The sequence below is a fragment of the Paenibacillus sp. 1182 genome (genome assembly GCF_017833915.1).
GTDB lineage: Bacteria > Bacillota > Bacilli > Paenibacillales > Paenibacillaceae > Paenibacillus > Paenibacillus polymyxa_D.
Genome location: NZ_JAFICR010000003.1, coordinates 467,426 through 479,814, shown reverse-complemented (window position 1 = coordinate 479,814; position 12,389 = coordinate 467,426). Strand labels below are relative to the sequence as shown.

Sequence of the window (12,389 nt, the reverse complement as noted above, 5' to 3'; positions counted from 1 at the left end):
TTCAAAATGAAAATTAATGTATGGTAAAAAACAGATTGCAATCTACGCTTGCAGAACCGTTCCAGTGATTGGAGCCCAGCTGCAGCGATGTTTTATAAAACACAAAGGGAACTCCGTCATGATCTATGTGCTTCACAGCCTCCACCCCCGCCCGCAGCACGCTGGCATCATAATCTAGCCTGACGACCGCGCTCGTTCCCTTCCATTCCACGAAGTTTGCTCCCAGATTAGGCTGAATGCGGCTGATGAAAAGCTCCTCCACATCCCATGACTTCATGCTAACGCCAGACGTTTCAAACTCAAAATGATCTGTGACGGTAAGCCTTGCTCCCTTGCTTCCCTCCAGCACAGTCCATGTGAAGGAGCGGGTGAAGACTGCCAATTCTTCTACGGGATAAGCAGATGTCAAATCAAGCTTAAGTCTTGTGCCTGGCTGTACCTCCTCCTGCTCATCCAAAGCAATATCCAGTACAACCGCCTTTGCCTTTGCGCCCGATTGCTGCATAGTCCCATTGATGACAGGCACGGAGTGACCTCCGGAGGAGATATTGATAATCGACTCTCTTCCCGGTGAAAAATAGGCCTTCGTGTATAAGCCTGCTCCCAGATCACACAATAGATTTTCGCCACCACCATGAAGGATGAAGTGTCCAAGATCGTTATGATTGTGCGGTTCATTGTTATGCCCAGCCTTCGCTGAAAATGCAAGCATGATACCTGATTCACCCTTTTGGCTTCCATATCCACTATGGCTGGAACTGCGGCTGCGGCACATCAGCCAACCAAGTTGCGGCAAATAATTGGCAACGGTCTCACCGCTCCCAAATGCCAAAGGATTCGTCCAGACCAGATTACGCAATACATGAGCCCAGCGGCGACAGGGGTCTTCCAACAGACCAGGTACGCAGAAAGGGAGTGTAGATGGTCGTTCTTGCAATGAATTCAAATGAGAGATGAGTCCGGAAGGCAAACGTTCCGTTTCACTACTGTCCGAATAATTAGCAAAAATGCCATCCGACAGATGAACCCGCTCTGCAAAGGCTGCGATTTGCCTAATCTTTTCCGAGTTCAGAATATCCACTGCTCCTTCGGTAAACTCACGCAGCATATCGGCAAAATAAATGAAATAACCAAAGCCGTACACCCAGTATCCTACGCCTTCGGGGCATCCCCCGTCCTCACTGTAGCCTGCCAAAAAACAATCCAGTGCGCCCAGCATGCTCTCGATGGCTACCGCTCTGGAAAAGTCATCTTCTACCAGCAGCAATGCTGCAATTCCACAACCCGAAGCACATACTGCCGACCAGTTATGATCTGCGGTTTCCCATCCAAAATGACGAGGCTGCCAAAAAACGGGTTCCAGTACACGACGTTCGATCTCTTCGTGCACCTGAGCGACCACATGGCTAGCCAGTTGTTCTCCTAGCAGCAATAAAATTTCAACCAGCATTTGTGCTGTTTCGGACGTGAATAAATCCACCTGCTGCCAAGGCGGTGTTACTGTGTCCTCTTCATTGACATGTGCAGGAAGCGCCCAGGTGTACTCGCTGCATATGTCCAGCAGACCGCTTTCCACCGCTTTTATCTTTCGAGGCTCCGGCTTGACAACCGCTTCCAGCACTATAGCAACCAGTCGTCCACGCCGTCCAAAGTACACATCCTCATACGGTTTGCGCTCCCCTGTATTAGCAAATTCCCGAAACAGAGACAACGGCAGTTCAGGCCATGATGTTTCCCGATTATCTTTACAGGCACGCTCAATATCCTTCCAAAACTCGGCGTATATCGGCTCAGAGACAGTCGTCCGCAGCCTTTTTGTCCAATTACTCCTTAACCGTTGCCTTGCTGAATCCTGCATACTACCAGCCAGCGCCTTAACGAGCCGCGAAGCAGGCCAAGCCTCCCTCAGAAGACTCATTTGCCTTTCCTCCCCATGAGAAGCATTCGTTTCACCCTCTTTTTTGTTAACGCTTTCATTGTATCTAACAATCATCCTAAATTCAAAGGGGTAGAAAAACAATACCGCAAAACACAAAAGAACCTCCACGCCACGTTGCTGTAGTCATGGAAGTTCTTGTTCTACTCTTTTGCCAGACTGAGTCCAGATTGGCCTGGATTTATCGTTTCTAGACCTTTGGCTTTTCTGGTTTCCAGTTTTTAATTCCGTCATCCTCCAGAATACCCAGTGCTGCATCTGAGATATTAGGATCACGTAGCAAAGCGTCCTCGACTCTAAATTTAATATCGTCAGCATCTGCCAGCGTCATGCCCGGTGTAAGCTCAATCAACCCTTCCACGTGATAGTAGCGTCCTTCCTGCAAAATACGCATTTGATAAATATCCGTAACATGTGTGTCTGCTAGAATAATGGAAGCCACACGTTCTTCGATATCAGGAGGAGCAGATACACCGATCAAACCTACCATGTTGTCGTAACCGACCCGGAAAGCAACACCGACCATCAGACAACCGATGAGAATACTTGAAATACCGTCCAACAGTTTAAAATCGGTCAGCGATGTGACCACCACTGCTAGCAGGGCGAGTACTCCCCCCGTTGTTGCTACCAAATCTTCATAAAATACCAGACGGGTTGGCGGTGCAGCACGCCCCACGTGGCGGAACGCAGTGGTGAAAATGCTTAGCCCCTTCGCTTCTACTCTGGATTCATGCAGCACTTCTTTCATCGCTTTGCTCCATACAAATCCGTCCACCACTAGTGACAAAATCAGCACTACTACATTAATCCAAAATCCATGTGTAGATTCAGCCGGATGCTGAAGCAAATGAATGCCTTCCAATGCGGTTTCATAGGCCATGATCGTTACGACAATAACAGCAACCATACAGAACAGGTTAATCACCCGTCCAAAGCCGGTAGGAAAGCGTTTTGTCGGTTTTTTCTCTGCTAGTACACTGCCCGCGAACACAAACATTTGATTCACTGCATCCGCAATGGAATGCATCATCGTAGCAAACATAGAACCACTACCTGTCAAGGCAAAAGCAATCCCCTTAATCAAGGCAATGCCAGTATTACCTAACGCCGCCGAGCCCGAAGATTTGTTTCCTTTTTTGACCATACTCCAAAAGGAGTCCTCTTTCTGTTTCACTTCCATCTTGTAGCTCCTCCTGAGGTATACATAATCTGTTATATCATCGTTTGTTATGTATTATTTTTAACCCGTCCATATTCTACCTAACCAGCTGAGGAGAATCAATACAAACGATAATATTTTCCATGGAAAAGGAATGCCCCATGTCACCCTACGACATGAAGCATTCCCGTTACAGCCTTCTATCAGACATACCCTCAAGTTAACAACACAGATAATCTACATGCGCTGGCGATCAACATAAGTGCCTGTTTACCAGCTTGATTTCGTAATGCCTGGAATTTGGCCTTGATGTGCCAACTCGCGGAACGCTATACGAGACAGCTTGAATTTGCGCAAGTATCCTCTGGGTCTTCCTGTCAGCTCACAACGGCTTTTCAGGCGTGTTGGAGATGAGTCACGCGGAAGCTTTTGCAAAGCTTCGTAGTCCCCTTTTGCTTTCAATTCACGTCTCAGGTCCGCATATTTAGCTACAATTTCCTGGCGTTTCTTCTCTTTTACGACTTTTGACTTCTTGGCCATGTAAAGCTCCTCCTTGTGTTATATGCCAATCATGAAGGTTCACCATCACTACCACGAGATTGATGAACACGGATATGAACATGATTTCACGCCATAAATAGTAATAATTACGATTACTATTTAATATAACGCTGCTCCAAGCGTGTTGTCAACCCAAGCGGTTTGAATCACAACAACATTAAAAAGCCGTTGAAACAGTAGACCCCTTTCACTCTTGTGATCGGTCTGCCGTTTCAACGGCTTTAAAATTTGTTGACTAGCTCTGTTCATTCAGCCAAATGGCAAGCTACCCAGTGATCTGGACGTGCCTCACGATAGAGTGGAATCTCTTTAGAACAACGCCCGATGGCAAAGGGGCAGCGAGTATGGAATTTGCAGCCCGAAGGCGGATTAACCGGACTAGGAATATCCCCCTTGAGCAAAATTCGTTCTCTTTTCAACTTCGGCACCGGAATAGGCACAGCCGACAGCAACGCCTTCGTATACGGATGCAGCGGATTGCCGAATAACTCGTCACGCGAAGCTGTTTCGACCATAGAGCCTAGATACATCACGCCAATACGGGAACACAAATGTTCCACCACGCTCAAATCATGCGAGATGAACAAATATGTCAAACCCCGTTCGGCCTGCAATTTGGCGAATAGGTTAATAATCTGCGCCTGTATGGACACATCCAGCGCTGATACCGGCTCATCAGCGATAATTAGATCCGGCTGAAGCGCCAACGCTCGGGCAATGCCGATCCGTTGACGTTGACCTCCCGAAAATTCATGGGGGAAACGGTCGATATGATATTCGGACAATCCACATAGCTTGAGCACGTCCAGCACAATCTGCCGGACCTCCTCTTTGGTAGCTATACCGTGATCCAGTAGCGCCTCACCAATGGCATCACCAATCCGTACACGGGGATTCAGCGAGCTATACGGGTCTTGAAAGATCAGCTGAATTTTAGGACGAAGCTCCTGCATCGCTTTGGCAGACAAGCTGTGCAGATCCACCCCTTTGTATTTTACGGTACCGTCCGTTTTATCCGTCAATCTAACAATCGTGCGGCCCACCGTGCTTTTACCGCTCCCCGATTCCCCTACCAACCCGAAGGTTTCACCCTGACGGATTGTAAAGCTGATATCGTCTACCGCCCGCACATGTCCTGAAGTACGGTTCATAAACCCGGACTTCACGGGAAAGTATGTTTTTAAGCGGTCTATTTCCAACAATGGCTCAGCCATGAACAACCGCCTCCTCATATAGCCAGCAGGATGCTTTCTGCTGAGCTGAAACTTCTTTTAATGTAGGCTCTTTTATACGGCAAATGTCCATGCAATACCCACAGCGGTCGTGAAAATAACAGGAAGTCGTCAGCTCCAGCGGATTAGGTACCTGCCCGGGGATGGAATACAGTTCCTCTTGGCGCTGATTAAGCACCGGTTTGGACTTTAGTAACCCCTGTGTATAAGGATGCTTGGGATGATTGAACAGCTGTACCACCTCGCCTTCCTCGACGATCTTGCCTGCATACATCACTATGACGTAATCAGCCATTTCGGCGACAACACCCAGATCATGAGTGATTAGCATGAGCGACATATTGGATTGGGCTTTAAATTCACGCAGCATATCGAGAATCTGCGCCTGAATCGTTACATCCAGCGCCGTGGTTGGCTCATCCGCGATAAGCAGCTTGGGACTGCAAGAAACAGCAATGGCAATCATAATGCGCTGCAGCATTCCTCCGCTCAGTTCATGCGGATAGCTTTTTAAAATCTGCTCCGGCCGGGATATACCGACCTGTTCGATCAGCTCCAGTGCTCGCTTACGAGCTTCCTTACGGCCTATTTTCAAATGCTCAATCAGTGGTTCGGATAGCTGTTCACCAATGGTCATGACTGGATTCAATGAAGACATCGGCTCCTGAAAGATCATGGATATTTCATGCCCGCGAATCGTGCGCATCTCATTTCTGCTAAGCTCTAGCAGATCGGTTTCCTCAAAACGGATGCTTCCGCCTGCCACTTTACCACCAGGACTCTGGATGAGACCCATGATCGACATCGCGGTAATACTTTTGCCGCAGCCCGATTCACCGACAATGCATACCGTTTCCCCCGGCTTCACACGGAAGCTGATATCATCCACCGCTTTAACCGTTCCTTCTTCTGTATAAAAATGAGTGCTTAAATGTTCAATGGAAAGTAAATTGTCCATGGTGTATGATCACCTACCTCTTATGTTTCGGGTCAAGTACATCCCGCAGCCCGTCACCAAAAATATTAATAGCGATGACTGTAGCAAAAATAGACAGTCCTGGCGGTATCCACAACCACGGTCGTTGCTGAAAATCCAGCACATTGTTAGCGGCATCAATCATATTGCCCCAAGTTGGTGTCGTGGGTAGCACGCCAAGGCCAAAGAAGCTGAGTACAGATTCACTCAAGATAGCTCCGCCAATATTCAATGTAGCGATAACGATCAACAACGGTAAAATATTCGGCAGCAGATGCTTGAACAGCTTTCGACGATTCGAGAGTCCCAGTACCGTCGCGGCTTGCATAAATTCACGTTCCCGCAAACTAAGCATCTGGCCCCTCACCATCCGTGCAATCCCCGGCCAGTTGACCAGACTAAGCATCAGCATGACAATATACATCCGTTGATCGGGTGGAACCTTCCAATCAGATAGCAGCGCGCCCATAATAAATAGCAGGGGCAAACTGGGAATTGTCAGCAGCAAATCAGCAACGCGCATAATAATCTGATCTGCAATCCCGCGAAAATATGCGGATATGACCCCCAGCGTAGCCCCCAAAAAGACTGACAATACCATGGAAGCCAAACCCACGGTAAGAGAAATTTGACCTGCCTGCATCACACGTGTCAGCACATCCCGTCCCAGCTTGTCTGTTCCTAACCAGTGATGGATATTTGGCGCCTTGTTCATCATTAATATATTTGTTTTATTATCGGAATAAGGAGAAAATAGCGGGCCGATAAAACAGAGCAAAAACATAAATACCACGACGAGCAGACCAGCCATAGCAAGCTTGTTTCTGAACAGCTGCCGGAGCGCTTGCTGCCACATTGAAGATTTAACAGTTGCTTGCAGTCTGCCGTTGCTCTTGCTCAAATTACTGCTCACGGATGACATTCCTTAGCCCCCTTCTTACACTTTCACACGCGGGTCCGCGATGCGATACAAAATATCGGACAACAGTGTCCCGATCACGCTCAATATGGCAATTAGCATCGTAAAGCCCATAAGTAGCGGATAATCCCGGAGCGAAAAGGATTGCATGTACAACTGACCGATCCCCGGCCAATTAAAAATCTTTTCAATAATCAGGGACCCGCCAAACAGCGCAGGTAATTCGAAGCCAACGAGCGTAATGGCAGGCAGTAATGCATTTCTCAATGCGTGCGTAAAAAGTACCTTTCTTTCCTTTAAGCCCTTTGCACGGGCTGTGCGTATATAATCCTGCTGGATCACGTCGATCATATTGCTACGGAAGTAGCGGGTCAACGACCCCAGTCCCAGCAGCGTCATAACGATCACTGGCAAGGTCATATGCTGGAGAACCTCCTTCACATACTCCATACCTGTAGCGTTACTGCCCGTATTGAGCATGCCACCGGGTGGCAACCACTTCAGGTCAACCGCTGCGATTTTAATCAGATACAGTCCGATAAAAAAAGAGGGCACAGACATGGCAGCGAAAATCATTACCATTACCAAAGTATCAAACCATGAATACTGCTTATAAGCAGCAACCACACCAATAATGACCGCGATAAACCAGGTCAGGAAGGTCGATATAACGGCCAGCAAAAACGAGTTCCAGATATATTCATTAAATAAGGTCAGCACCGGCTTCTGCTGGGCAAGCGAATAGCCAAAATTGCCATGCAGCGCATTGCCTAGCCAATTTCCATAGCGTTCAAGAATAGGCTTATTTAGGCCGTAAATTTCCCTCAGCTCCGCCTTTCTCTCTGGCGACAGCTTCAGATTGCCGCTAATGAAATCTCCCGGTGTCATGGCATACAGGAAAAAAATCATCATCGATGCGGCCAACAAAATAATAACCATATACGTCAGTCTTTTCGTTAAAAACGAGCTCATGACAGACTCCTTTCAATTCAAGGTCAGGCTACTCATTACGTTTCCCCCATTTGGGAGGCCCCTTGATCCGAACCTGATGTTCTTCACAAGGGGCCCGCAAATGTGGCTTATTTAAGGGACCATTCGAACAGATTACCAGACAAGCCAATGAACGGACTGACCTTTACATGTTCCATCCGACCATTGTAGGCATACACCGTCTTCTTATAGTTGGTAAAAATAACGGGCAGTTCATCGTTTAGCAGCACATATAATTCTTTATATATTTTCTTGCGTTCTTCCATATTCGTCGTAGACAAGCCTTTTTCATATAGCTCTTTTACCTTTGGATTGTTATATCCCTTGACTTCTCCATTAACGAATTGCTCGATTCCATCCGATGGATCTGTCAGCATGCCTGTCGAGAAGGCGGCGAGATCATAATCTTTACCTTCTACTTTGGCTACCATTGCATTAAAGTCTGCAAAGATTTCCGGCTGAAGGTCAACACCAATCGCTTTGTAATTTTCAGCCGCAAGCGCAATAAAGGTGTCTGTTTCTGGACGTTTAGAGGTCAGCAGGTGAATGGTCAGCTTCTGTCCGTTTTTCTCACGGATACCGTCACTACCTTCCACCCAACCCGCTTCATCCAGCAACTTTTTCGCTTGCTCCGGGTCGTAGTTGTATGGATTGATTCCTTCGGTCGTGTAAGACCAGAATATTGGGGAAGCTGGAATGTTTGCGACTGCCCCTGCTCCCTGAGCTGCGTCGACATAAATACTTTTCCGATCTAGTCCATAGGTCAATGCTTGACGAACCTTTTTATCCTTAAGCTTTTCATTTTCTAGATTTACTTGCAAATATCCGTAAGTGCTAGGGGTATACGGCAAAATGTTTAAAAAGCCAAGCCCTTTCAGTTTGTCAATATTTTCCTGAGTTGCGGTGAAGGATGCAAAGTCGGTATCGCCCGTTTCAATAAACTGCCAAGCATCGCCTTCTGCTGTTTTGTAAATGAAATGCTGTGTTTTCGGCTTGCCTTTGAAAAAGTGATCATTCGCCTCCAGACGAACTTCTTGCCCCGGAATAAATTTTTCCAGCTTATAAGCCCCATTCCCCAGAGGACTACTATGTAGATTCTTAAAATAATCCAGCTGTCCAAACTTATAATCCTTGCCGTAGTAGGCTTTGGACAGTACATATTCACCCAGAATCGGCAGAGCCAACGCGTTAGGTTTTTCCAACGTCGCAGAAATGGTCTGCGCATCAATTACCTTGATTCCTGCAATTTGTTTTGCCTTGCCTTCCGTATAGGCGTTGCCGCCTTTAATGTTCAGCTTTCGGATTTGACTGTCGCCAGGATAGGCTTTGTCATAGATCAACGTCCAAGTAAAAGCGACATCTTCTGCTGTCAAAGGGGAGCCATCACTGAATTTAGTACCGGGAACCAGATGAAATGTATACGTTAGATTATCTTTAGAAATATCCCAGCTCTTAGCCAGATTGGGCAGCGGAAGCCCCTTCTCGTCTACTGTGACCAGCGGAGTCCACAATTGCGAAATCACGTTGCCGTCATAGCCGCTTTGGTTAAAATACGGAGTAAACACCCCGGCTGGGTCAGTCAGACCCACAATAATCGTGTCGCTTCTCTTTTTGGACACTTCCGGCAATTTGGACATATCAGAGGCCTTTACCAAACTTGTTAATGGCTGCGTTGTAGTAGCTGTCTGTGTGTCCCCATTATTTTGGGCAGTAGCATTGTTGGAGCTGTCCGGTCCACCGTTAGAGCAAGCCGCCAGCAAAATAGAGCTCGCCAGAAGTAGACTGCTAAGTAAAATAATACTCTTTTTCAACATAATCCCCCCGAGTTAAATTATTAAATTCCGATAGAACAAGTTGTGATTAAGAAGATAAACCTCATTATAGGAATTTATTGGGGTTCTGTAAAGGGAGAACTACATTTTTTATGTAAAAAAAAGACGTCAACTCATCTGGATTCCAAATGATCGACGTCTATTTGTTTAAAGTGTTAAAGTCTGACGGGTGCGTGCAGCCTAATTTCGCTCCATATAGCCAAAAATGCTCCGATGCATTTCATCCACAGCCGAAAGCCGTGCGCTATATCCGAGTAATGTTTCTCCATCAAAATGTGCATGAATGAAGCCGGAGGCCCGGAGCTTAAAAATATGGTCGTGCGTGATTCCCTTGGACAGCTTGAGATGACGGACAATCTCAATAAAGGTTCGTGGAGACTGGCTTTGATACAAATATTTTAAAATCCTAAGCCTGCTCTTCTCCCCCAAGCTTCGGATCATTCGATATTCCTGTGGGGATAAAAAATCGTCCTCCTGAACATAAATTCCTGCCGAGTAATGGCACAACAGGAGCGACCCAAATCGATAAATAATATTTATCGGCTGAAAATGGTATTGAGGCACCAGCAACACGCGCGTCAGTCCTTCGGAAGGCTCGAACAGGAAGCCATTAGTGGTACGATCCACCCACTCCATAGAGCTATATATGCCCTTCTCCTTATTTCTTCGTTCAGCTTCTTGTTCCAGACCGCTTAGAATACTTATATCCACATGGCGAAAATACTCTTCGTCCCAGCCAGATAGCAGTTGCAAAGCAAGTTTGCGAAGCTTCTCCATGTCGTCAGGCAGCGGGATTCCATAGGCTGATGCCTGTTCATTTAATTCCTGTACAGTCCGGTTCTCCAGACGGTCTACGACCTCTTCAACCTTCCCCTGATCAGAAAGCATACAGACGAGTCCATAAAAGATCTTCCAATCTGCATTGATTTCCATGGACTCCAGCAATTCGGACAAACCTGGAGACAGCGTTCCACGCACTTGCTCCGCCCACCCGGCTGATAAATCGGTCTTCTTGTACGCCTTGCGGCAAATAAAGGTGTGTAAGCTGCTGAGCAACTCAAACACCGGTCCATATGCTACATGTACATCGTAAGGAGCATTCACGTCATGACTCATCGCTTTCTGTCCTCTTTTCTTTCATGTCTGATGTCCATTATACATACTATCGTACACCCGTTCATTCTTAGTGTCCCTTTCTACGAGAGTTTAGCAAAACACAGATACAAATATGAACGTAATAAGCATCATAATCAAAGCGCAAAAAAAGCCTGATCTCATCAGACCCTAACTGTTCAGCTATGAATTAGAAAAGGTTGTCTCCCACAAATATCGCAGGAGACAACCTTTGGACAAATAATATGATGTTTAAAGTTTGTTAGCTGCTACTTTCCACTCTAATATTCCTGTGGATGCTGAACCTTTGGATACCATTTCAATTCTTAATTTCGTTGTTTTTACAGGCGTAAAAGTAGTCGTATTATACTGGTCTGCCGAAGTACCCAATCCATTAGCCTGCTTGACATTAGACCAGCTGCGACCATTCCAATACTTAATCTTGTAAGACTTAGGAACATCAATGCCAGCGCCATCTTGGAACCAATAGACATCCGTTTGAGACACCGTATACTCTTGATCAAAATCATATTGAACCCATTGTGTACCTGTCTCAGGCCAGTTACCATACACGGCATGACTTCGATCATTAGAATTAGCAGGTTCAAATCCATCGTTTAGCGCGCTTACATTTTCCCAAGATGAAGTATAGGAGCTGCTAGCCGTTGCCGCAGGTGCTATGTTCACGATTTTATCAGGATCTGTTTCAATTGGGCCATCGTCGTCTTTAGCCGTGATTGGGAAACGGGAAGTATCTTTTTTGAGCTGACTCCAGGTATAACGCAGCATCCAGATATCCCAGTCGGTGATATGATCGGAATTACCGGCCCACATAATGGTGTTCGTTGGGAATCCACCTGGTGGACGCTCATGTTCTTCATAAAAATCGTTTAATCCAAATCCATGCCCAATTTCATGTTCAGTAATCTCAATCTCATCCGAATTCACCGTACTCAGAACGTATTCATCATTCATACGCTGTCCCCAGTCGCCGCCGGCTCCCCCGTCAAAATTTTCTGTGGCCCAGAGATACATATCAAAGCGTTTATCCAATCCACCCGGATAAGAATAGTTTGGGTCCGAAAAATGCTCAAATCGGGATATTTCATTAGGCGCAACGGGAAGTGCAGCGGGAATTTCCGGTTTTTCAGAAGCTAGTGTATCTAGAATGGTATCCGTATAAATGACCTCGTCAGGCTGCTTGTCTAGGAGCAGTGAAGGATCGGCAACAGCCCAGCCTACCACTTTTACTTTAATATTCTTATAAGGCCAGCCGTCATATCCTTGAAGATGATCTGTCCAATGGTTCATCTGCCGATCTATCATTTTAGCAATATCTTGGCGTTGCTTCAGTGTAACGGGCTTAGAAGATTGCCAGCGTATAACATAATTAAGAGTCCCTTTTCCCGCAAAAATTTGATCAAAAATCGTATTTTTACGAGCCGTCGAGCCTTCGGTCAGCATTCTATTCTTCCAAACCCATTCCACCGATGATTTGAGATAAGCTGGCATATCAGCCAATGTCGAATCACTCGTTGCCGCAACCACAGAATTCCGGTTTAGATGAGAATCCGCTGATACAAAACTAGCGTTTCCCATCAGTAATAAACTAGCAATGACTACTGAAAAAGAAGCCATCATTCCTTTTCTGTTCAACATGTATGTACC

General features: G+C 46.4%; 10 protein-coding genes. All 10 read right to left on the bottom strand.

Annotation, left to right across the window (positions count from 1 at the left end; genetic code table 11):
• Positions 1-13 precede the first annotated feature (13 nt).
• The 10 genes from JOD82_RS07910 to JOD82_RS07865 all read right to left on the bottom strand — a co-directional run bounded on the left by JOD82_RS07910 (position 14) and on the right by JOD82_RS07865 (position 12,380).
• The gene (locus JOD82_RS07910; protein ID WP_029519133.1) at positions 14-1,918 is read right to left on the bottom strand and encodes a heparinase II/III domain-containing protein; all 1,905 of its coding nucleotides are present in this window, start codon (positions 1,916-1,918) and stop codon (positions 14-16) included.
• A gap of 208 nt (positions 1,919-2,126) precedes the next feature.
• Positions 2,127-3,119 (bottom strand): cation diffusion facilitator family transporter, encoded by a 993-nt coding sequence (locus JOD82_RS07905; protein ID WP_029519132.1) that lies wholly within the window; start codon positions 3,117-3,119, stop codon positions 2,127-2,129.
• 249 nt (positions 3,120-3,368) lie between these two features.
• On the bottom strand, positions 3,369-3,638 hold the full coding sequence (gene rpsN, locus JOD82_RS07900; protein ID WP_029519131.1) for a 30S ribosomal protein S14: 270 nt from the start codon (positions 3,636-3,638) through the stop codon (positions 3,369-3,371).
• Positions 3,639-3,904: 266 nt separating this feature from the next.
• The gene (locus JOD82_RS07895) at positions 3,905-4,873 is read right to left on the bottom strand and encodes an ABC transporter ATP-binding protein (RefSeq protein WP_069010207.1); all 969 of its coding nucleotides are present in this window, start codon (positions 4,871-4,873) and stop codon (positions 3,905-3,907) included.
• The gene (locus JOD82_RS07890) at positions 4,866-5,849 is read right to left on the bottom strand and encodes an ABC transporter ATP-binding protein (protein ID WP_069010208.1); all 984 of its coding nucleotides are present in this window, start codon (positions 5,847-5,849) and stop codon (positions 4,866-4,868) included. The genes JOD82_RS07895 and JOD82_RS07890 overlap by 8 nt, the downstream gene beginning before the upstream one ends.
• Before the next feature lie 13 nt (positions 5,850-5,862).
• Positions 5,863-6,789, bottom strand: a complete 927-nt coding sequence (opp4C, locus tag JOD82_RS07885; RefSeq protein WP_029519128.1) for an oligopeptide ABC transporter permease — start codon at positions 6,787-6,789, stop codon at positions 5,863-5,865.
• A 15-nt stretch (positions 6,790-6,804) separates the two neighbouring features.
• Complete coding sequence (locus tag JOD82_RS07880; RefSeq protein ID WP_029519127.1) at positions 6,805-7,758, bottom strand: ABC transporter permease; 954 nt, start codon at positions 7,756-7,758, stop codon at positions 6,805-6,807.
• 107 nt (positions 7,759-7,865) lie between these two features.
• Positions 7,866-9,590 (bottom strand): ABC transporter substrate-binding protein, encoded by a 1,725-nt coding sequence (locus JOD82_RS07875; RefSeq protein WP_049817073.1) that lies wholly within the window; start codon positions 9,588-9,590, stop codon positions 7,866-7,868.
• Between the two features lie 198 nt (positions 9,591-9,788).
• The gene (locus JOD82_RS07870) at positions 9,789-10,724 is read right to left on the bottom strand and encodes an ArsR family transcriptional regulator (RefSeq protein WP_069010209.1); all 936 of its coding nucleotides are present in this window, start codon (positions 10,722-10,724) and stop codon (positions 9,789-9,791) included.
• Positions 10,725-10,973: 249 nt separating this feature from the next.
• Entirely contained in the window at positions 10,974-12,380 is a 1,407-nt protein-coding gene (locus JOD82_RS07865; protein WP_069010210.1) for a discoidin domain-containing protein, read from the bottom strand.
• Positions 12,381-12,389 lie beyond the last annotated feature (9 nt).

What these genes read in the sequence shown, in the direction of transcription:
- JOD82_RS07895 (WP_069010207.1), bottom strand. Translation starts at nt 4,873, where the DNA reads ATGGCTGAGCCATTGTTGGAAATAGACCGCTTAAAAACATACTTTCCC.
- JOD82_RS07880 (WP_029519127.1), bottom strand. Translation starts at nt 7,758, where the DNA reads ATGAGCTCGTTTTTAACGAAAAGACTGACGTATATGGTTATTATTTTG.
- JOD82_RS07875 (WP_049817073.1), bottom strand. Translation starts at nt 9,590, where the DNA reads ATGTTGAAAAAGAGTATTATTTTACTTAGCAGTCTACTTCTGGCGAGC.
- JOD82_RS07865 (WP_069010210.1), bottom strand. Translation starts at nt 12,380, where the DNA reads ATGTTGAACAGAAAAGGAATGATGGCTTCTTTTTCAGTAGTCATTGCT.
- JOD82_RS07910 (WP_029519133.1), bottom strand. Translation starts at nt 1,918, where the DNA reads ATGAGTCTTCTGAGGGAGGCTTGGCCTGCTTCGCGGCTCGTTAAGGCG.
- JOD82_RS07870 (WP_069010209.1), bottom strand. Translation starts at nt 10,724, where the DNA reads ATGAGTCATGACGTGAATGCTCCTTACGATGTACATGTAGCATATGGA.
- JOD82_RS07890 (WP_069010208.1), bottom strand. Translation starts at nt 5,849, where the DNA reads ATGGACAATTTACTTTCCATTGAACATTTAAGCACTCATTTTTATACA.
- rpsN (WP_029519131.1), bottom strand. Translation starts at nt 3,638, where the DNA reads ATGGCCAAGAAGTCAAAAGTCGTAAAAGAGAAGAAACGCCAGGAAATT.
- opp4C (WP_029519128.1), bottom strand. Translation starts at nt 6,789, where the DNA reads ATGTCATCCGTGAGCAGTAATTTGAGCAAGAGCAACGGCAGACTGCAA.
- JOD82_RS07905 (WP_029519132.1), bottom strand. Translation starts at nt 3,119, where the DNA reads ATGGAAGTGAAACAGAAAGAGGACTCCTTTTGGAGTATGGTCAAAAAA.